This is a genomic window from Marinobacter litoralis (assembly GCF_016427555.1).
Classification (GTDB): domain Bacteria; phylum Pseudomonadota; class Gammaproteobacteria; order Pseudomonadales; family Oleiphilaceae; genus Marinobacter; species Marinobacter litoralis_A.
This window is the reverse complement of the sequence record NZ_JAELVS010000002.1, coordinates 373,021-393,076: the sequence shown is the minus strand read 5'-3', so window position 1 is coordinate 393,076 and position 20,056 is coordinate 373,021. Positions and strand designations below refer to the sequence as shown.

16 protein-coding genes are annotated in these 20,056 nt (G+C 53.9%); 2 read left to right on the top strand and 14 right to left on the bottom strand.

Annotated elements, in window-relative coordinates; all coding sequences use genetic code 11:
* Positions 1 to 2: 2 nt before the first annotated feature.
* Positions 3 to 1,493, bottom strand: coding sequence for a DUF3336 domain-containing protein (locus JAO79_RS09400; RefSeq protein ID WP_227664483.1), 1,491 nt, complete (start codon positions 1,491 to 1,493; stop codon positions 3 to 5).
* A 17-nt stretch (positions 1,494 to 1,510) separates the two neighbouring features.
* Entirely contained in the window at positions 1,511 to 2,224 is a 714-nt protein-coding gene (locus tag JAO79_RS09395; protein WP_413785056.1) for a VacJ family lipoprotein, read from the bottom strand.
* Positions 2,225 to 2,385: 161 nt separating this feature from the next.
* Between JAO79_RS09395 and JAO79_RS09390 the strand changes: the two genes are divergently transcribed.
* Positions 2,386 to 2,793 (top strand): acyl-CoA thioesterase, encoded by a 408-nt coding sequence (locus tag JAO79_RS09390; protein ID WP_199006992.1) that lies wholly within the window; start codon positions 2,386 to 2,388, stop codon positions 2,791 to 2,793.
* Positions 2,794 to 2,799: 6 nt separating this feature from the next.
* Here the strand turns inward: JAO79_RS09390 and JAO79_RS09385 are convergent, their stop codons facing one another.
* From JAO79_RS09385 to JAO79_RS09375, 3 genes are all read right to left on the bottom strand, one after another.
* Complete coding sequence (locus JAO79_RS09385) at positions 2,800 to 3,921, bottom strand: beta-ketoacyl-ACP synthase III (RefSeq protein WP_199006991.1); 1,122 nt, start codon at positions 3,919 to 3,921, stop codon at positions 2,800 to 2,802.
* A gap of 129 nt (positions 3,922 to 4,050) precedes the next feature.
* On the bottom strand, positions 4,051 to 7,983 hold the full coding sequence (gene hrpA, locus JAO79_RS09380) for an ATP-dependent RNA helicase HrpA (RefSeq protein WP_199006990.1): 3,933 nt from the start codon (positions 7,981 to 7,983) through the stop codon (positions 4,051 to 4,053).
* Between the two features lie 127 nt (positions 7,984 to 8,110).
* Positions 8,111 to 9,787 (bottom strand): AMP-binding protein, encoded by a 1,677-nt coding sequence (locus tag JAO79_RS09375; protein WP_199006989.1) that lies wholly within the window; start codon positions 9,785 to 9,787, stop codon positions 8,111 to 8,113.
* 166 nt (positions 9,788 to 9,953) lie between these two features.
* On the opposite strand from JAO79_RS09375, the gene JAO79_RS09370 reads away from it, so the two are divergent.
* Complete coding sequence (locus JAO79_RS09370; protein ID WP_199006988.1) at positions 9,954 to 10,439, top strand: MaoC/PaaZ C-terminal domain-containing protein; 486 nt, start codon at positions 9,954 to 9,956, stop codon at positions 10,437 to 10,439.
* Positions 10,440 to 10,443: 4 nt separating this feature from the next.
* Here JAO79_RS09370 and JAO79_RS09365 read toward each other — a convergent pair whose 3' ends face one another.
* The 9 genes from JAO79_RS09365 to JAO79_RS09325 form a co-directional block, all read right to left on the bottom strand.
* Entirely contained in the window at positions 10,444 to 11,406 is a 963-nt protein-coding gene (locus JAO79_RS09365; protein ID WP_199006987.1) for an AgmX/PglI C-terminal domain-containing protein, read from the bottom strand.
* Positions 11,399 to 11,887: an ExbD/TolR family protein gene (locus JAO79_RS09360; RefSeq protein WP_199006986.1), complete on the bottom strand. Its 489-nt coding sequence runs from the start codon at positions 11,885 to 11,887 to the stop codon at positions 11,399 to 11,401. Before JAO79_RS09360 ends, JAO79_RS09365 begins: the two co-directional genes overlap by 8 nt.
* A complete protein-coding gene (locus JAO79_RS09355; protein WP_199006985.1) occupies positions 11,884 to 12,414 on the bottom strand; it encodes an ExbD/TolR family protein in 531 nt (176 codons plus the stop codon). Before JAO79_RS09355 ends, JAO79_RS09360 begins: the two co-directional genes overlap by 4 nt.
* Before the next feature lie 42 nt (positions 12,415 to 12,456).
* Entirely contained in the window at positions 12,457 to 13,104 is a 648-nt protein-coding gene (locus JAO79_RS09350; protein ID WP_199006984.1) for a MotA/TolQ/ExbB proton channel family protein, read from the bottom strand.
* A 28-nt stretch (positions 13,105 to 13,132) separates the two neighbouring features.
* Positions 13,133 to 13,420 (bottom strand): hypothetical protein, encoded by a 288-nt coding sequence (locus tag JAO79_RS09345; protein WP_227664482.1) that lies wholly within the window; start codon positions 13,418 to 13,420, stop codon positions 13,133 to 13,135.
* 59 nt (positions 13,421 to 13,479) lie between these two features.
* On the bottom strand, positions 13,480 to 13,980 hold the full coding sequence (locus JAO79_RS09340) for a tetratricopeptide repeat protein (protein ID WP_199006983.1): 501 nt from the start codon (positions 13,978 to 13,980) through the stop codon (positions 13,480 to 13,482).
* Positions 13,973 to 16,804: a tetratricopeptide repeat protein gene (locus JAO79_RS09335; protein WP_199006982.1), complete on the bottom strand. Its 2,832-nt coding sequence runs from the start codon at positions 16,802 to 16,804 to the stop codon at positions 13,973 to 13,975. Before JAO79_RS09335 ends, JAO79_RS09340 begins: the two co-directional genes overlap by 8 nt.
* Complete coding sequence (locus JAO79_RS09330) at positions 16,801 to 18,510, bottom strand: hypothetical protein (RefSeq protein WP_199006981.1); 1,710 nt, start codon at positions 18,508 to 18,510, stop codon at positions 16,801 to 16,803. Before JAO79_RS09330 ends, JAO79_RS09335 begins: the two co-directional genes overlap by 4 nt.
* A gap of 359 nt (positions 18,511 to 18,869) precedes the next feature.
* Complete coding sequence (locus JAO79_RS09325) at positions 18,870 to 20,048, bottom strand: vWA domain-containing protein (RefSeq protein ID WP_199006980.1); 1,179 nt, start codon at positions 20,046 to 20,048, stop codon at positions 18,870 to 18,872.
* Positions 20,049 to 20,056 lie beyond the last annotated feature (8 nt).

Genomic DNA, 20,056 nt, shown 5'->3' with positions numbered 1-20,056 from the left:
TCCTAGGGCCTGCTGGCCTCGCCACTGCTAACCAATTTCAGCTCGGCAGCACGGCGACTTTGGTGTTTCAAACGACGCACACAACGCTCGAGCGTTTTGGATATGCGTGCGTGGGAGCGAATCATCGAAATTTTCGGCCAGGTGGAGCGTTCGCCCTGAAGAATCATTTCCCGAACGTATTCAGGTGTCGGGCTGGACATCACATGCCGGTAGTGGCGGAGAGAATAATTGGGCGCGATGGTCACATCGCCTGAATAGCGCTGCGCCATAATCGTATACATCTGACCTGACGCCTGCCGCAAAAGCTCGGGCTTGACGCGCTTGCGCAAGAAATCAAACAAGCCTTGCCCATGAAATGCCACTTCGGCTTTCAACAAGTGCGAGGGCAAATTCAGCAACGACAGCTTTTCATCCTGGCCTCTGGCGTTCAGAAACGGAAGAACATGGGGGTTAGTCTGGCTGACAATGGTGAAATTCACATCGTACAAATGCATCAACCGGTCAACGGGTAGATCACTGACCACCGAGCCGTCCACAAACTTCAGGCGCGGCATGTACGGCAATGTGTTTCCGTTGAGATCTTTTTTCATCAGAGTGACCGGCGGAAAAACTCCCGGCACTGCAGCACTTGCCAACGCGGCACTCCACATCATCAGATAGGGGGAAGTGTATCCACTCAACAACCGTGCCTTCTGGTGAGCTTGTACCGGCGACACACTGATGTTCACGCTTCGCCCGGTGCGTAGATAGGCCTCTTCAAAAGTATATTCGCCAATGTTGTCACGCAGGCACTGTTTCAGGGTATCCTGATCCATCAATCCGCCGCCACGAAGCGCACTAAACAAGCCTCGCCACTTCCAGGCATGGAGATTATGGTTTTCCGGCACAAGCATTTCCGGAATCTCGGCGTCTGTATGAACGCCCAGAATGCCTGCGATGATAGCGCCAACGCTAGACCCGGCAATCACCTGGGGCAGCAGACCTTTCTCCCACAATGCCTTTATCACCCCAAAATGAAACATGCCCAGCCCAGCACCACCGCTGAGCAACAGTGCCGGCCGGCCGAAACTGGTCAGGGTATCCCGGAAAAACTGCAGTTTATCGTGTACTGAAAAGTTCGGCACTGGATGGTCACAAAGGTAATCCAACGACTCACAGACCTGAGAGATGTACTCTTCAACCAGGTGTTTGGTGCCTACCCGGGAACAAGTATAAAGTTCCGGGTTACCCATATTGCCCAGGTCGTGATGAAGCCCTTCACGCAGAGCCCGCTTCAGACGTTCAAAATCGTTTTGCTGACGATATTGTTTGAGGTTGCAGAGCCTGTCGTATATCAGCTCGTAGTGATACAGATCCGAGGCAAAGTCTTCCTTCCACTCAACGTTGCCTTCGAGATAGTCCAACTCCAATGCAGCCGCTTTCCATTGCTCATAATTCTGAGCATTCGCCATTTGCTTTCGGAATCGGTTTATTCTCGGATCTTTAATCAACATCGATCTCCCAACAGTGCTCAGAAATCTTCGAGCATCAGGTCGTCTTCGTCATCATTGGCAAAGGGGTCAGCTGTGATCTTACCATCGTTAATCAGGAATTCACGACGCTGAAGAAAGGCATTTCTCACGAACGTGTACCGATCCCCAGAAATAATGCCTTCTGCGGGTATCAGGTCCGCGCGCTTATCGACAATCTGCAACGCTCGAAGGTAGTACACTTCCGGCTCTTCAACTGTGTCCCATGCCGAGGGCAGAATAAAACTGTCCGAGGCCAGGCCTGAGAAATGGCGGGGGGTCGAGGGCCCGAGAAACGGCAACATCAAGTAGGGTCCGGAGCCAACGCCCCAATACCCCAACGTTTGCCCGAAATCTTCCGGCCGTTCGGGCAAATCAAAGGCCGTAGCCACGTCGAATATGCCACCTAACCCGAATACCGTGTTGAAGGTGAAACGCCCGAACGCTACAACCGCAGACTCGCCCTTAAGCTGAAACAGGCTATTACTGAAGTTGCGGATTTCTGTCAGGTTGTTGAAGAAGTTAGTGACCCCGCGGTCCACAATATCGGGGGTAACGGCGCGATAAGTCTGCGCGACAGGGCGAAGAATCCATTCATCAACTGTTTCGTTGAACGAAAATACGTTGCGATTCCAGTTTTCGTAAGGGTCGGCCGGATTAACGGGTGCGGCGCGCTGGTCTGCCGGCTCTTGCACGGTTTGAGCAGAGGCAGGCATGGTGGCCAAGATGACCAAGAGCATCGGCATCAATGCCGGGAGTTTCCAATACCGAGTAGTCGTTTGAGTCATTTCAATCTCTTGGGTTGTTTAGTCCGATTCCATTAGTCGACAATACCGGCGTTGTATTCTTTTTATCTCAGTCATCCGGAGGAAATTAAATGTCAGTTCAGGGAAATCTCGTCAGCTCCCTTGCCATGGCCCTTAGATGGGGCGACATGGATGCATACGGGCACGCCAACAACACAGTTTACTTTCGCTTCTTTGAAGAGGCTCGTATTGTCTGGCTGGCAAAGCTTGAACTTGGCGGCACAGGCGAACCTACAGGTCCCGTTATTATAAAGACCAGCGCTACGTTTCTGAAGGAATTAACGCACCCAGCCACTGTGGTGGTGGAAACATACGCGGGCAAAGCCGGAAATACCAGCCTGGATACCTACCATTTATTGAAAGATGCGAACACGGGGGACGTATACGCGGAGGGGTACGCGAAAATTGTCTGGATGGACAAGACCACCAGGAAGTCTACCCCGCTGCCAGATACCCTGAGAGCTCTGGCAACGGAGTAAAGCGCATCAGCGGTGGCGTACGATCACGCTGCCGATGGAGTAGCCGGCGCCAAAGGAGCAGATAACGCCCACGTCGCCGGCCTGCAGGTCATCCTTGAACTTATGGAACGCGATGATTGAACCGGCCGAGCTGGTGTTGGCGTATTCGTCCAAAATGACCGGCGCCTCTTCAACGCTGGCATCCCGGCCCAACACACGGCGGGCAATCAATTGGTTCATGTTGAGGTTGGCCTGATGCAGCCACATGCGCGCCAGATTATCGGGGCCTAGCTCCAACGATTCCAAATGGCTCTGTATGGTAGATGCCACCAGCGGTGACACTTCTTTGAATACTTTGCGCCCTTGTTGAACGAACAGCTTATCCGGCTTGCCTACTCCGGATTCGTCCGCACGGTTCAGGAAGCCAAAATTGTTGCGGATGTTGTTGGAGAACTTGGTCACGAGGCGTGTGCCGACAATGGCAAACCCTTGCCCCGGTCTCACATCTTCTTCACGCTCAACCAGCATGGCGGTGCAGGCATCGCCAAAAATAAAGTGGCTGTCCCGATCACGGAAGTTCAAATGGCCGGAGCAAATTTCGGGGCTGACCACCAGCACCGCACGGGCTGTACCATTTTCAACGGCGTTGGCCGCAGCTTGCAACCCAAAAGTAGCGGAGCTGCACGCCACGTTCATGTCGTATGCAAACCCTTCAATCCCCAAGGCTTGCTGAACTTCGATGGAAACTGCAGGGTATGCCCGCTGCAGATTCGAACAGGCAACGATGACAGCATCAACATCAGCAACGGTTTTACCGGCTTGTTCCAGCGCCTCTTTACAGGCATCAACCGCCATATCACACTGCACGGAGCGCTCGTCGTTGCTGCGCTCGGGAATGTACGGAGCCATGCGCTCAGGATCAAGAATACCTTCGCGATCGATAACATGCCGGCGTTTGATACCCGATGCTTTCTCGATAAACGCAGATGACGAGGGTTGCAACGCCGCCAAATCACCGCGCTCAATCTCTTCCGCGTGTTCGGTGTTGTATAGATCCACATACTGGTTGAAGGCCTCAACCAGTTCGTCGTTTTCGATGGTGGCGGGCGGCGTATACAGGCCGGTTCCGCTGATGACGGCTTTAATCACAATAACCCCACGTCATGGTTATAGAAACAGTTTTTGACAATACACTGCCAGAAATACTAACACAGTCCTGAAGATTTGCCCGTTGGACTATCGTTCAGTAACCCTGCGCACGAACCGCGCTGACATTTATCACACCCGCGTTAGCGCCCACTGTTTATCAAGGCGCTTAACCGACACCGTCATTGCGGTGCCTAATTGCTGCGCAAAGAACGAAACCCGGAATTCTTCCAGCATCCAACGATACAGCTCCAGCTCCGGATCTCGCACACCCTGTCGTTTTTGCTGTTCCAGTTTCTTGGCGTAGCGGGCCCACAAGCTATCAATGCTGTGAAGAAATTCACGCTCTTTGCCCATTTCTCGAGGCATTTTTTCCAGCCGGATCAGGGCCGCCTCAAAGTACACGCCGAAACGGCCCAGCCACTCCGAAGGCGTTTCAACAAGAAACCCTGGATAGACAAGATGTTGAAGCTGAAACTTAATGTCAGCCATACTGTTTGCTAAAGCAAGATTAATCTTACCCTTCAGTTGCTTTGCAACCTTCTGATAACCCGTCATCGCGGTATGAAGGCGTTGGTCTGCCTGCTCCAACGCAGGAATGAAATCCCCTCGATGCTGATTGAAAACCTGATCGAAGCTATCCGGAGTTCGAGGAACCTCAGCGGATAAAAAGTGCTCCATAACAGCCGCTAGCAGCAGATCATCCAACAGGGCTTTAGCCTGCCCGACCGGGGCAAACATCAACGCAGACTGCTTAAACTTGGGCAGACGGCGTTCAAGATCCGTTAGTGTGCTGCCAAATCTGTTGATGATCAGCCGTGCAATGCCTCGACGCATGGTATTTTCAGCCGTCAACGGATCCAGGCATCGAATTGCCCGCACCTGCTTACCGAGGTCTTCCAGAGCCGGGTAAACGGTCACTTGCATGCCGCCCTTTTCAGTCTGGACGCGCTCCGGCAGCTTTCCGAACTGCCAATCCGAGTGCTCAATCACTTTAGCTTCTGCGGTGTCATCCGATGCCGCGGTGGTCAGCGCCTGCTCGGCCTGCTCTCCAAGCTTGGCCTGCAGATCATCCGCGCTGCGACTTTCGGCCATCACCTTGCCTTTATTGCCGGTAACCTTCAGATTCATGCGCAAATGCCGGGGCAGCTCCTCTTCTGGCCAGGCGTCCGGGTCGATCCGAACACCCGTCATACGGCGCAACTGATCCGCCAGCTTTAAGGTTAAAGGCTCGTTGCTCGGCTGCATGTTTTCGAGCGCGGCATCGACAAAATCCGGAACCGGAACGAAATTTCGTCGAACCGATTTGGGCAAGCCTTTCACCAGCGCGATGCACTTTTCCCGTAACAAACCTGGCACCAGCCATTCCAGTCGGCGCGAGGGAATCTGCTTCAGCGCCATGAGCGGTACATTCAGGGTCACGCCGTCCCGTTCACTGGTCGGCTCAAACTCGTAGCTCAAGGGGTATTTGGCACCCTCCCACTCCAGATAATCCGGATAAAGCGCTTCTGCGGACTGATCGACGGGGCGCTGCAACACATCGGCTTCGGTCAGCTCCATGTTTCGCAACGCTTCAGAAGACAGATTCTTCCACCAGCTTTCGAAGTGTCGGCCACTAACAATGTCGTCGGGCAGGCGTTCGTCGTAAAACGCCACCAACACCTCATCATCCACCAACAAGTCCCGACGCCGGGTTTTCTTTTCCAGATTTTCGACGGTATCCAGCATCTCGCGGTTGCGAGTAATAAAAGGCGCCTTTGACCGCAATTCCCCTTCCACCAGCGCTCGGCGGATAAACAGATTCCGACATTCGGCGGGGTCTACTTTGGTGTAGGCAATCCGGCGCTTGGGCACCACATCCAACCCGTACAACGAGACCTTTTCATAGCCCATGACCTGGGCCCGTTTTTGCTCCCAGTGAGGTTCAAAATAATGGCGCTTTACAATATGGCCTGCCAAAGGCTCCACCCATTCCGGCTGAATAGCGGCCACCATGCGCGCAAACACCTTACTGGTTTCGACAATCTCGGCGGCGACAATCCACTTGGGGCCGGATTTTGCCACTTTGGAACCCGGAAATATCATGACCTTGCGATTACGGGTCGCGAGATACTCGCGTTTCTCCACCTTCACGGCAATCTGACCCAGCAGGCCGGCCAAAATGGGTTTATGAATGGCATCGTAGTTCGCAGGTTGTCGGTTCATCGACAGTTTTTGGTCCCGACAAATCAAGGTAAGTTGCCGGTGAATATCCCGCCACTCACGCATGCGCATCCAGCTAAGAAAGTTCTTTTGGCACAGCTTCTTGAGCTGGTTTTGAGATAATTCCTGGCGCTGCTCTTCGAACCAGTTCCAGATATTCAGCAAGGTTGCGAAATCCGATTCTTTATCATTAAACGGCGCATGGGCCTGATCCGCAGCCTGTTGTTTTTCCTGAGGCCGTTCGCGCGGGTCTTGCACACTCAGCCCCGCAATCACGATCAATATTTCGGCCAGGCTGCCGTGGTCTGCCGACGTCACCAACATTCGGGCCAGGCGTGGGTCCAACGGTAGCCGGGACATCGTCCGCCCCAGCTTGGTTACCCGCCGCTTTTCATCAACCGCACCGAGTTCTTCGAGCAGTTTGTAGCCATCATTCACCTGACGCCGGTCCGGGGCCTCCAAAAACGGGAACTGGCGTATTTCGCCTAAACCAGACGTAGCCATCTGGAGAATGACTGACGCCAGATTGGTGCGCAGGATTTCCGGATCTGTGTACTCAGGCCGGTTAATAAAATCTGCCTCGTCGTAAAGCCGGAAACAGATACCCGGCGCAACCCGGCCACACCGCCCTGCCCGCTGGTTCGCGCTGGCTTGAGAAACCGGCTCAATCGGCAGGCGCTGGATTTTAGAACGAACGCTGTAGCGACTGATTCGAGCGACACCGGTATCGATGACATAGCGAATGCCCGGTACCGTGAGCGAGGTTTCCGCCACGTTGGTGGATAACACAATTCGCCGCCCGCGGTGTGACTGGAACACCCGATTTTGTTCTTGATTACTCAAGCGGGAATACAGGGGCAATACTTCGGTGTGGCGCAACTCCGCATGCCGGAGCACTTTGCTGACGGCGCGGATTTCCCGTTCGCCCGGCAGGAACACCAACACATCTCCCGGAGACTTTTTTTCCGAGCGCTCGTGTTGCTCAATTTCTTCGATGGCCGAAAGAATGCCGTCGGTCCAGCCTTGATCCTTATCATCCTCATCGCCGACCAACGGGCGGTAGCGAACATCTACCGGATAGGTCCGGCCACTGACCTCTATCACCGGGGCTTTATCGAAAAACTCGCTGAAACGCTCCACCTCAATAGTTGCCGAGGTGATGATCACTTTCAGGTCCGGGCGCTTAGGCAGTAGTTGCTTGAGATAACCCAGAAGAAAATCAATGTTCAGGCTTCGTTCGTGGGCTTCGTCAATAATCAGCGTATCGTAGCGGTCCAGAAATCGGTCATGCTGTACTTCCGCCAGCAAGATGCCGTCGGTCATCACTTTGATTTGTGAATGCTCCGAGGTGTTGTCGGTAAACCGAACCTGATACCCGACACGCTGGCCTACCTGCTCGCCGAGTTCCTCGGCAATTCGGCTCGATACACTCCGGGCCGCAATACGCCGGGGCTGTGTGTGCCCCACCAACCCCCGTACACCACGGCCCAGGTTTAAACAAATCTTGGGAATCTGGGTGGTTTTACCCGATCCGGTTTCACCGGCAATAATGACCACCTGATGTTCTTCAATGGCTTTGCTGATGTCGTCTACGCGCTCGCTAACAGGCAAGCCGTCCGGAAACCTGGCAGGCTTATGGAGCGCCTGGCGCTTACGAACTTTCTCTTTGCCCTGCTCTAGCCAATCCGTCATCACCGCAAGATCTTTCTGCCCGGGCAAGCCTTTGCTCCGGCCCAAACGTCGAAGAATGCGAGCCGCTTCCTGCTGGTTACACTCAGCCAACTGGCGCTTGAGTGATGTCACCTCAACCTTGGGATCGGCCACATTGGATGCAGAAGCTTTATTCGGGATTGGATCAGACATTACTCGCCATTAGCTCTTAAAGGTTCAATCAGGGAATCAGGCGCTACAGTCTAGCGGGAAAGCCACACTGCATAAACACAAAGACCCTGCCGAGGCAGGGTCTTTAAGTGCGGGAAGAACGAACCGTTTACGCGTTAGCTTCTTCGTCACGCAGTTCACGGCGAAGAATCTTACCCACGTTCGTCTTGGGCAATTCGTCACGGAACTCAAAGTGCTTGGGCACTTTATAAGCGGTCAGGCGTTCGCGGCAGAATTCTTTCAGTTCGTTCGCAGACACACCTTCTTTGGTGGCAACAACGTAGACCTTAACCGCTTCTCCACTTTTAGCGTCATCAACGCCAACTGCTGCGCACTCAACCACTTTTGGATGGCTGGTTACCACATCTTCGATTTCGTTCGGGAACACGTTGAATCCAGACACGATGATCATGTCTTTCTTACGGTCCACAATGCGGATGTAACCATCTTCCTGAATCAGCGCAATGTCGCCGGTCTGAATGAAACCGTCGTCAGTGAAAGACTGGCGGGTATCTTCAGGGCGCTGCCAGTAGCCACGCATTACCTGCGGGCCTTTCACGCACAACTCACCCGGTTCGCCAACTGCGGTTTCGTTGCCTTCATCATCAATGGTCTTGACGATGGTAGACGGGATCGGCAAACCAATGGTGCCCAGCTTAATAGCGCTGCGGGGGTTAAACGTAACCACCGGTGAGGTTTCGGTCATGCCGTAACCTTCGCTGATTTCACAACCCGTGACGCGCTCCCACATCTTGGCTGCGTCGCTGGTCAAAGCCATACCACCTGAGGCGGTCAACTTCACGCCGGAGAAATCCAGCTTCTGGAAATCTTCGTTGTTGCACAGAGCGACGAACAAGGTATTCAGACCGATGAAAGCCGTGAACTTGTGCTTCTGAAGCTCTTTCACGAAGCCAGGAATATCACGCGGATTCGGGATCAGGATGTTGTGAGCACCTGCTTCCAGCATGATCCCGCAGTTCAGGGTGAACGAATAGATGTGGTAAAGCGGTAGCGGTGCGATGACCACTTCTTCGCCTTCAGAAACCTGATCTTCCAGCATGGGGCGAACCTGAGTCAGGTTGGCAACCAGGTTGGCGTGCGTCAGCATGGCGCCTTTCGCAACACCAGTGGTGCCGCCTGTGTACTGCAGAACCGCCAGATCGTCCAGCTTGATTTCAACCGGAGTGAACTTTTCACGGGCGCCCGCGCTCAACACTGCCGGCAGCTTGTGGGCACGTGGAATGTTAAACGGAGGCACCATCTTCTTCACGTGCTTGACGACGGCGTTCATCAGCTTTCGCTTGATGGGCGAGTGCATGTCAGCCACTTCGGTGACGATCACATGCTCAATACCGGTGTTCGGAAGCACTTTTTCTGCGTTTTCTGCCATGTTGGCAAGAACCACAAGCGCTTTGGCGCCCGAGTCGTTAAACTGGTGCTCCATTTCCCGAGTGGTGTACAGCGGGTTGGTGTTCACCACAATCAAACCGGCGCGCATCGCACCAAAGACAACCACTGGGTACTGGGTAACGTTTGGCATCTGAACCGCGATGCGGTCGCCCGGTTTCAGGTCGGTTTTGTTTTGCAGCCAAGCCGCGAAGTTGCGACTCTGAGTATCAAGATCTTTGTACGTCAGAGTGACGCCGACCGCGCTGAACGCAGGCTTATCTGCGTATTTCTTAACGGCCTGCTCAAAAACATCTACCATGTTTTTGTACTTGCTGAGATCTACCTCACGGGGGATGCCCGCAGGGTATTTGTCTTGATAGAACTGCTCAAAATCCATCACCATCTCCTGTTTGATTGGTGTCAATCGGGCCAATTGTGCAACCCGACTAAAGTCTCAATCCTTAAAAGTGCACAGAGAATAGCAGTTTTGGAATCGATGAGGTAGCTTTCAAAATTCTATCCTTCTACAACCAGCAACGAGCCACCAACGACTAGAGGTCACTATGAGCGACACCTTGGACATTCTTGAAAACATTACCTACAACGAATTGAACGAAGGTGACTCCGCGACCTTCACCCGCACACTCACGGAAGACGAGCTCGTGTTGTTTGCAGCAGTCTCGGGTGATGTAAATCCCGTGCATCTGGATTCAGAATTCGCCGCCGACACCATGTTCAAGGAACGCATCGCTCATGGCATGTGGAGCGGCTCGCTGATTTCTGCAGCACTTGCTACCGTTATGCCGGGCCCCGGCACTATCTACCTGGACCAAACGTTATCATTCAAACGCCCGGTAAAACTGGACGATACCCTTACGGTAAAACTGACCGTTTCTGAAAAAGGCTCAAAAAATCGAGTTACGCTGGCTTGCGATGTGCGCAACCAGAACGATGACCAGGTGGTCGTCGGCGAAGCCAAGGTTATCGCACCGACTGAAAAAGTCTCACTGCAAAAACCCCGCTTGCCGAAAATCACCATCGAAGGCTGATGTTCTAGCCCGGAAGGAAATCAATCGGAAACTGAACCTTCCGGGTGCTCACCTGAGCCGCTCCGAAATTGAACATTTGTACTCTCATGGCAATACGTTGTTCCAGGGTCGGATTACTCAATTCGGACGCCACTACCCGACACGCGGATACAGAGCCATTGGGCTCGATGGTCAGCTCCAAGGTGACTTTACCCTCAAGCGTCGGGTCTTTCCTGAGCTCTCGTTTATAAAGCGAGTACAGAACGCTCTTCTGAGCATCGAAAACCTGGCGAATATTGCTCATGGCTCGTTGTTTCGCGGGTTTGCGCAGTGTCTTTTCGGCCTTCGCTACGGCCACCTCTGCCGGCGCTTTCACGTCCGCAACCTGATGGCCTGCAACCTCTACCTCTCGCGCCGGACCTTCACGAGTTTCTATTCCACCGCTATCGCCCAGCACATTCGCGGCAACCGACTCCGCTGACAAACCGGTAACCTCGGCGCCGTTAACATTGGCGGAGAGCCTTCGACTGTTCGTCGATTGAGGCTTGGTCAGTGCCCGTAGCCGATCTTTCATGGCGAACAAACCGGACCTCGACGCGGTTTCCCGAGCTTGTTCCCGGGTTTGCGCAGGCTGCTGGGTTACCTTTGGCTTAATTTCAGGTCGCTGAGGCTCGGCGGCAGGGTTAGGTTGTTCCTCCTGTCGCGCTATTTCTGGCTTGGGTTCAGGTTTCGGTTCCGGTTCTTTAGCGGGCTCTGGCTGCTTTGCCGGGGCCGGTGGTGGCGGAGCAACCAATTTTGCAAACCGTGGCGGTATCCGCTCTGCTTCCGCACGATCAATCTCCGGTACATCCAGGGCAGGAATTAACACCGCTGGCACCATGAACAGGCTCAACACCAATGCCGCGATCACGCCAAAACGCGAACTCTCTGCGCGATCACGACTCCAGGGTAAGCGGGTATTCGCGCGCGCTCCGCCCCGATCAGCCATTACTCACCTCCGCCTCTACCGCGAGCCGTACCTGGCGAAACTGCTCATCAACACAGGTCTGCATAATCCGGCGCAATAATCGATAATCGGTATCTCGCGCGGCCATGATGGTGATTTCAAGCCCTTGTTCCGGTACGGCATCCCAGCGGCTGCGGCGGTATGCCAGCTCCTCGGACAAACCGGCTATTTTCGTGTCTGTCGCTTCGATTCCGTCAAGCGTCGCAACCTCGTGCCCCTGCACGAGTATCGATTGACCAACAACCTGTACGGTCAGGTTCTCGACGGCTTCCTGCTCGGCCGTGGACGTAGGTAAGGGTACATCGGCATTGTTCTGCATCACTTTGACATCAGAAGAATTCACCATCAGAAAAAACACCAGTATGGTAAATATATCCATCAAGGACACGAGGTTCAGGCCACCAGCCTTGTGCATTCGGCTGTAATGGCGCTTGCGCATCCGGGCTCTGCGAGATGTTTTCATACCCCCTCCCCGTCTGCCGCACTGGGGTTTTGCGCCAATACGCGGTTTTCCGCAGCGTCCATCAGCGAAACATCCGGGAACAACTCGGCGTCAACAACACTGGTGGCCACGACCGCCGGATAAGACCGCACGGTATCCATCACCGAGACCAGCGTTTGATAATCAACCTCAGGCCCAACTTCCAGGATCACATCGGTTTTCTCGGGCACGTGACGCTTGATCTGTTGCAGAACTCTGCGCAGACCTTCGTAATTCTGCGCATCGCCGGCAACGGGGAACACCTCGATAAGACCACGCTCGCTGTCGGCGATTTCCAGGCCAGAGGGGATTACAGTAACAACCAGACGTAGATCTTCCGCGGCCGGCACCTCACCAGCTTCCATGCCCGGAAAATTAAGCTCAATCATTCGAACCTGGCTGAACACCATGCCCAAAAGCAATACTGGCACAAGCACGATCATCAAGTTCATAAAGGCCGTGATGTCCAGCTCCGCCTCGGTGGTTAGCCGGCGGTGTCGACGTCTCATATCGCCCTACTCCTGTTCAGTCTCGTTTGCGAATCTGGCACGTCACGCCGCAGCGTTAGGAACTTCAGGCTCAGACACTATATTCAGGAGTTTGACGCCGGCCATTTCGAAGCTATCGACGATTTCATTGGTACGGGTTTGCAGCAGTGCATGAAAGAGCAGCAGAGGGATGGCAGAGATCAAACCGAAGGCGGTCGTGTTCATCGCAACGGAAATACTTTCAGACAGCAAGCTTGCCTTTTGGGCCGGGTCCGCTGCGGCCACTGCCGTAAAGGCGGCGATTAACCCAATGATGGTTCCAAGCAGGCCTAGCAGAGTGGCAACATTCGCCAAAGTTGCTAAATATTGAGTTCGCTTTTCCAACCTTGGAAGCACTTCCATCAAGCCTTCTTCCATGGCGTACTCTATGTCCTCACGACGGCTGTTATTCAGCAAGCGTGCAATACCTGCACCGAGGACGGACGCAATCGCACTGTCCGAACTGCTTGCGGCCTTCATGGCACGAGAATAATCACGCTTTTGTAAGGCCGGTAGAATACCGCGTTCGAACGCCATGCGATTGCGGCGGCGAACTGACCCGAGGTAGATAAAGCGCTCCAATGTGATCGCCAAACCAATCGCCAAAACGACCGCGATCGGGTACATAAAAGGACCGCCGTCCTGAAAGAATCGGATAAGAGTGTCTAGCATGATGTTATTCTCCGTTGTTACTGCTTGTTCACGGTTTATCCCGGCTTGGAGCCACGCCTGTCGGCTCCAGGACCAGTGGGTTCAGGGTTTCGCGAAACAGGCGGTGGTTTTCCACGGCTGTTGCGGTTACCGGTTGGGTAAGTTCGGGCAATTCGTCGTTCAACTCGGCCCTGGGTCTTTTCGGCAAGCTGGGGCCTTGCCAGGGCAGGATATAAAGAATGCGCGGGTCGTCTTCGCCCGAGCTCGCAGAGACACCCGCCACGCTCAACGCTTGCTTCTGAGCTTGCTGGTTGGCCGCCGCTGAATGGGCGGGCATCGGGACTCCAACCACGAGAGCAAGCGTGAGAAATAAACCGGCTTTGGCGACCAAACCCATTATTGAAGCCTCCGTTCCAAATCAACGATCCAGCCGGCAACCATTGCGTCTTCCGAACCAGATAGCTGTTGGTAGCGTTTATAGTGAGCCAAGGCCTTCTCAAGTTGCAGCAGATAGAGCTCGGATATGACCGCCAGGTTGTAATGCAATTCGGCGGTTTCCGGAGATGCACCCAGCCCGTTCTCCAAAAACTTCGCAGCCTCAGCGAATCGGTGTTCGTTTTTAAGAACCAGAGCGAGATTGTTGACCGTGGCTGCGTCGGCCGGATTGAGCGCAACCGCGCTCTTCCAGGATTGGATGGCGGTTTCAACCTCGCCACGGTCATAGGCGTGCTTGCCCTCTTGAGCAAAAACCTCGGCCTGCTCAGGTGAATACGCAAGCGGTAATTGCGACGGCCCCTTATTCGAACCAGCCCGGTCACCTGGCGCTGCACAGCCAGATACCATGGCAACAAGCGCCACCAAGAGACAGAGACCTGATTTGCATGGGCCGTTAAACATCGTCGCTCTCCTTCTCTGCCCAGGTCATCCAGCGAAAATCACGGTTATACCGACCGGGATGCATGGCAGCCAGTGCCTCCAGGCTTTGCCCAATCCACTTGTCGTATCCTTGCTCGGTAATTTTCTGGTGATTCCGGGTATGCAGCTCCATGGCTTTTTCTTCCAGCGGATAGGCTTCTTCCTCAAGCAGCATCTGGTATTGCATGGCTTCCAACTCGTTAAGCTCTGCAGGCACTTCAGATTCCATTAAGTCAGCTGCCAGCACCCGATACAGTTCAGCTCGCCGGAAGAGAACCTCTGTTGCCACGGTTTCACCGGCAAAAGCCTCGGCTTCCAGCAAGTAATTTTGCGCACGCTCCAAGGCAGCCTGTTTGCGAACCAGGGTTTCTTCCAAAGGATGTACCAGCGCTATGGCCGCAAACTGATCGGCTGCGCGGGCCCCAAGATTTAAAGCTGCGTCCGCGGCCCACCTCAGGGTTTCCTCAGAGTGCCACTGGCTTTGAGATTCCGAAGCCACCAATTCCTGCAGCGTTACCCGATCGTTTACGCCGGACTCGATCAGTCGATACCGCATGGTTTGCAGCTGCATATGCTCACTGGCAGTCGCCGCAGCTGGGGCCACGGCAAGCCACTTGCGATAAAGCTCGTTACGGCGTTCAATTTGTTCTGCATCGTGATAGATCGCTGCGGCACGCAGCTTATTTGGCCACGGGTCCGACAACAGGGATGAAGCGGTAAGCAATTCGCTCGCAGCTTTTAATGGCTGGTCAGATTGCTGATAGGAATGCACTAATTTTTCAGTAACTTGTTTCGCTAAAGGATGGTCTGGGTAGTCCCTACGGAACATCTTCAACTCGTTAATGGCGGCAAGCCATTCCGAAGACTTCAAGAAGGTATTGGCCGCATCAAAACGTGACTTAATCGCCAGCTCAGACCCGGGCAGTACATTTATCACCCGTTTAAAGTGTGCAACCGCTAACGTCGACTTACCTTCTGATGCCGCTTGCTCACCTTGTTTGTAAATCGCTGCGGCCAACTGTTGGCGGATGTCATTTTGCTCGTGTGGTGAAACAGATAGCTGGCTTGCCGTTTCAGCAAGCGTTAGCGCTTGGCGCCATGCTCGCTCGGCCAAACCAAATTCGCGCTTGTGTTGCTGCACACGTGCAATGACCAGCCACGCAGCGTACTGTTGCTCGGTATTTGGCGACGCCGAAGCCAACGTTTTTTTCGCATACCCCAGTGCACTCTCATAGTCACCCAAGGCATACCAGCGGTTGGCCAGATCGACACGCAAATCCGACACCCGATCGTCGGCTTCGAAGGTCGTCGAATACCGCTGCTCTTCCGAGCTTATCTCAGTTAACGCGTCCTGATACCGGGTAGTTTGTGGAGACTCAACTCTAGCCGGGACCAACTTTCTGAGCAGCGTGATGGCAGCCCAGCCAGCCTCGTGTGCACGCTCATAGTGGGCTCCGTAGGCCGCACGCCGGAAATTCGATAACGCTTGCACGTCATGCCCAGCCAGCAATCGGGCATCACCGGCCAAGTGCATTAATTCACCTTCCGTCACCGTGCGGGGGGCTAGCATTTCATAATATTCTGCTGCTTTGGCCCAGGAATGCTTCGCCTCTCCCTGCTTCCCGCCTGCTTGAGACGTTGAACCGGAAGCGTAATAAAAATCCGCCAACCACCGGCCATAGTTCTGCCAGCGCCGCCGGTGGTTATCAGGCAGTTGCTGGTAAGGCTCCTCAAGTAAATACTGCGCCACGAATCCGGCTTTGGCTTGCCGGGCTCGTGCCGGCTCTCCTGCCATTTGCCAAAACACGACTTTCTGCTCCAGAAAATCGGGCTTTGATTCATGAACAGGATATCGCCCTACAAAAGCGTTGGTCACTGCGACGGCCTGCGCATACCGGCCTTCAACCGCGTGCAGGTCGGCCAAGCGGTCATACAACAGGTAAAACCATGACGATTGCTCTCGCCTCTCGAGCCAATGCGCCAGAGTCTGATGATCATCCATTCGAGAAGCCATCAACGCGAGCACGCGAAAGCTGTCTTCGATCATATCGAGGTTGGAATTGTGCCGAGGCTGGCTCGAATCGAGATCAGGTAGCTGTTGGTCCAGCAACGTCATAAACGTGGTTGCCGCTCGCTCCCAGCCTGAATTACCTTGTTTGAACTGACTCCACCCCATCATGTAACTGGCTTTTGTGGCCAGCTCCGAATCGGGCTCAGCCGATAGCAATGCCTGATACCCACGTTCCGCCTCCCGGTATCGGCCGGCGGAAAACTCGGCTTCCGCGATGCGAAAACGTGCTTCCGGAACCAGTGCCGATTTCGGGTACAGCCCGACCAATTGCCTCAAACGTTGGATGGATTCCTGGTGCTGGCCCGTCAGGGAATGCGCTTTTGCCATTTGATACAGCAATTCGTCCAAGCGCCCCGAAAACGAACCACGCGAAAGAATACTTTCGTAACTGCCTAATATATCTTGGTATATTTCAGCTTCTTTGGCTTGTGAGAATCCAATATCCTGGCCCGAACGGTCCCGAATGTTATTCAGGCGATTCAGGGCGTCGATGCGCACCTCCGGCTCATCGGAATCTTCAAACAGTTTCTGGTATCGCCGAGCTACCTCCGCGGGAGAAATAGCAGGCAAGGGCCGGGTTTCAAACGTCAGAAAGACCGGCCGCATGTCGCGCAGGGTTTCACCGTCTTTCCCTAACTCCACTCGAAACGATTCCTGAGCAATGGCGTTACCATGCCCAAAAGAGGCAGCCACGAATAAAAGCAGCAACCGCTTGGAAACAAGGGCTAACTTCATTGTGTGCCCTCCCCTAGTGTCTCGAGTGCAAGGTATTCATAGAGGTGTGCAATTTGCTGTTCCGTCTTGTCCAGAGCATGCCCCATCAACTGATACTGATGCTCGACAAAGTCCAGGGCTAGCCGATCCAATGCTTGCGCTGCGCCGGCTCTCTGCGCATTCACCAGAGCAAGTAATCCATGGATCTGTTGCTTTAAACCTTGCGTATCCGACAGCATGGTTTTGATGGAAACGGCATCGTTCCCGCCGTTCAGCAATTCGGTTAACGCGACGACGAACACGGATAGATCATGTCCATTGCGATTTAGCTGCGATGTTTTTTCATCGAGCAGCGCCACCTTCCTGACCGCGTCCTGTGCGTTTTCGGCTTCAAGGAACCTCAGCAAGTACGCCATTCGGGGCTGGGTCAACGTTCGGCTATCCGCCAGGAACCATTCCGGGCCTGTGTTGCGGGCATCTTCGACCAGTGCCTTATAAGCACCGTGCTGTTTAATGCGCTGGGCCAACTCCCTCAACGTTACTCGCTCGCCCTGATAGGCCGCGTTTGCCGCCAGCCAGGATTCCCCGGCTTGCCCCGGATACCCGGTCATATCGTAACCGCGACCCATACCTATCCAGGCATCTGTCACCCCTGGAAACGCCAGGGGGAATTTCTTGGCCCGATGCCAGCTTTGCATGGCCGCCCGGTGGTTGCCTTTGTTCGCTAACGCGAGACCATGCAGGTACAAGGCCTGGGGCGCGTAATAGCTTTCCAGCCGTACTTTTTCCAGTAGATTGATGGCTTTGTCATGGTCATCACTTTTTAAGGCAAGGTAACCGGCACGAAGATGTAATTGGTCAAGGAGGTTGTTGCGGCGTGCTTGATGACTATCTTTGGCCGCCATGGCCATGGCTACTCTGAGAGACACAAGCGCTCTTGTAGAATTCAGGTCGTCCCGAACAAAATCATTGGCCAGGTTGAGATAACCTAACGCCGCCCAATAGCCTTCGTCCATTTTTGCCAGATGGCGACCTGCTGCATCGGTTCGGCCTTTGATGCGCTCTCGCTCGGCCTGCTCAAACAATGCTTGTTCTCGGCGTTCACGGGAAGCCTGTTTAGCTTCGCCGTTCAGATCGGAATGAGCGGGTTCACCAGTTGGAGTGGAAGCGAAATCACCCTCTTCTTCAGAGAACAACGCTTCCGGTTCAAACTCAGGCGCTTTGGCGCGCAAGGTGATCTTCAAGTGCTTTAAGGCAGATTGCTTAATAAACGAGTGTGTAAACTCACGACGCACGAACCGGTTATTATCCGCACGAGCATTCACAACCGCTTTCAGGTGATGAGATCCGCTGCTCAGATGGCCTTGGTACAGCGGTAATGTGTACCCCTGAGCCAAGCCATCGCGCTCATTCTCTGCGTAGCGAGGGGATGCGACAAGCCGCTCGTCGAGATAGATCTCAAGAGAATCGACCAGCAGTGTTTCCGGTGTGGTAGTTGCAAGGGTTAACGTTACGCGGGTGTCTGCATGGCGCAAGAGCTGCTGCTCAACCGCCCGGACATCAGCCGTATGGCGCGCAACCCTATCGGTAAGTTGGGCCAGTTGTGCATCGGGTGACGCAGCTTGAGCACTGGCCACCATGAACACGGCCACTAATCCGGATATCCAACGCTCCAACATCCTTGGAGCAATAATCCGGCACAGTTGTGATTTTTGTTTGCCGAACATAGCTGTCCTGTGGTGTCTGGCCGCAACGATTACGGCAGCCGCGTAACAATTCGAAATAAAGAGTAACACCAGCTAACAACCAAGAACGGTATCCATTTCACCAAATGGACATTTGACGTGCCTGCACTAAATAAAGTGTCAACATATTTGACAGATTGCGGCGAGAAAGGGCCTTCAGAACGAAAGCCCGAAGGCAGGAAGAAGCATCAACCTATTGATTTTCAAGTACATCAAGAGTTTCTGGCCTAAACCCTGCTTCCATCAAGCTTGCGGGCGCGCCATGAGGCTGCACCCGCTTGATATGCCGAGCTTTGCCGATGCCGTGAAAGGCATCGGCTTTTTTATGGCCAATCGAACAGCTATTTGGTTAGTTGTTTCATGGCCGACTCAAGGCCTTCGATGGTCAAGGGAAACATGTGATCGTTCACTAATTGCCGAGTGATACCCAAGGAGCCTCCAGTGCCCCAATAGCTCTCTGGCAACGGATTCAACCAAACCACTTTATGGAAATGCTCCGTCACGCGCTGCATCCAGGTTGCGCCGGCTTCTTCGTTCCAGTGTTCGATAGAACCGCCGGGGTGCGTGACTTCATAAGGCGCCATGGTGGCATCGCCGACGAAGATCACTTTGTAGTCGGGCGTGTACTTGTGAAGAATGTCCCAGGTGCTGGTGGTTTCATTCATACGGCGGATATTGTTCTTCCACACACTTTCATAGATGAAGTTGTGGAAGTAAAAATATTCCATATGCTTGAACTCAAGACGAGCCGCTGAAAACAGCTCTTCACACACGCGGATGTGCGGGTCCATGGAGCCACCCACATCGAAAAAAATCAGAACCTTCACGGCGTTGTGCCGTTCCGGCACCATTTTGAGATCCAGATAACCCGCGTTTCGGGCCGTTGACCGGATGGTGTCATCAAGATCCAGTTGGTCGGCCGCACCCTGACGGGCAAACTTGCGCAGGCGGCGTAAGGCTACTTTGATGTTGCGAAGGCCCAAGGTGATACTGTCGTCCAGATCCTTGTAACCCCGTTTCTCCCAAACTTTCACTGCCCTTCCGTGACGGCCATTTTTCTGACCGATGCGAAAGCCTTCCGGGTTATAGCCATTGGCACCGAAAGGCGATGTGCCTCCTGTACCAACCCACTTGTTACCTCCCGCATGGCGCTCTTTTTGCTCTTCCATGCGCTTTTTGAAGGTTTCGATCAGCTCTTCAAGACCACCAAGAGACTCGATTTTGGCTTTTTCTTCTTCGCTGAGGTGCTTCTCGAACTCAGCCCGCAACCACTCATCGGGAATCAGGGCTTCGAGCAGGTCGTCGAGGTTTTCGATACCGTCAAAGTAGGCTTTAAAGGCCCGGTCAAACTTGTCGAAATGCCGCTCATCCTTAACCAGACAAACACGGGCGAGATAATAAAACTCTTCCATGTCAGCAAAAGCCAGACGCTGCTGGATCGCTTCCAGCAGGTCCAGAAATTCCCGCAGGCTGGCCGGTACTTTGGCTCGGCGGATTTCGAGAAAAAAATCAATCAACATAAAACGAT

Excerpts from the sequence above, each read along its gene's own strand:
- JAO79_RS09400 (WP_227664483.1), bottom strand. The coding sequence starts at position 1,493 with ATGTTGATTAAAGATCCGAGAATAAACCGATTCCGAAAGCAAATGGCG.
- JAO79_RS09350 (WP_199006984.1), bottom strand. The coding sequence starts at position 13,104 with ATGCTAGACACTCTTATCCGATTCTTTCAGGACGGCGGTCCTTTTATG.
- JAO79_RS09335 (WP_199006982.1), bottom strand. The coding sequence starts at position 16,804 with ATGAAGTTAGCCCTTGTTTCCAAGCGGTTGCTGCTTTTATTCGTGGCT.
- JAO79_RS09330 (WP_199006981.1), bottom strand. The coding sequence starts at position 18,510 with ATGTTCGGCAAACAAAAATCACAACTGTGCCGGATTATTGCTCCAAGG.
- hrpA (WP_199006990.1), bottom strand. The coding sequence starts at position 7,983 with ATGTCTGATCCAATCCCGAATAAAGCTTCTGCATCCAATGTGGCCGAT.
- JAO79_RS09360 (WP_199006986.1), bottom strand. The coding sequence starts at position 11,887 with ATGAAAACATCTCGCAGAGCCCGGATGCGCAAGCGCCATTACAGCCGA.
- JAO79_RS09395 (WP_413785056.1), bottom strand. The coding sequence starts at position 2,224 with ATGCCTGCCTCTGCTCAAACCGTGCAAGAGCCGGCAGACCAGCGCGCC.
- JAO79_RS09390 (WP_199006992.1), top strand. The coding sequence starts at position 2,386 with ATGTCAGTTCAGGGAAATCTCGTCAGCTCCCTTGCCATGGCCCTTAGA.
- JAO79_RS09325 (WP_199006980.1), bottom strand. The coding sequence starts at position 20,048 with ATGTTGATTGATTTTTTTCTCGAAATCCGCCGAGCCAAAGTACCGGCC.
- JAO79_RS09370 (WP_199006988.1), top strand. The coding sequence starts at position 9,954 with ATGAGCGACACCTTGGACATTCTTGAAAACATTACCTACAACGAATTG.
- JAO79_RS09345 (WP_227664482.1), bottom strand. The coding sequence starts at position 13,420 with ATGCCCGCCCATTCAGCGGCGGCCAACCAGCAAGCTCAGAAGCAAGCG.
- JAO79_RS09340 (WP_199006983.1), bottom strand. The coding sequence starts at position 13,980 with ATGTTTAACGGCCCATGCAAATCAGGTCTCTGTCTCTTGGTGGCGCTT.
- JAO79_RS09365 (WP_199006987.1), bottom strand. The coding sequence starts at position 11,406 with ATGGCTGATCGGGGCGGAGCGCGCGCGAATACCCGCTTACCCTGGAGT.
- JAO79_RS09375 (WP_199006989.1), bottom strand. The coding sequence starts at position 9,787 with ATGGATTTTGAGCAGTTCTATCAAGACAAATACCCTGCGGGCATCCCC.
- JAO79_RS09355 (WP_199006985.1), bottom strand. The coding sequence starts at position 12,414 with ATGAGACGTCGACACCGCCGGCTAACCACCGAGGCGGAGCTGGACATC.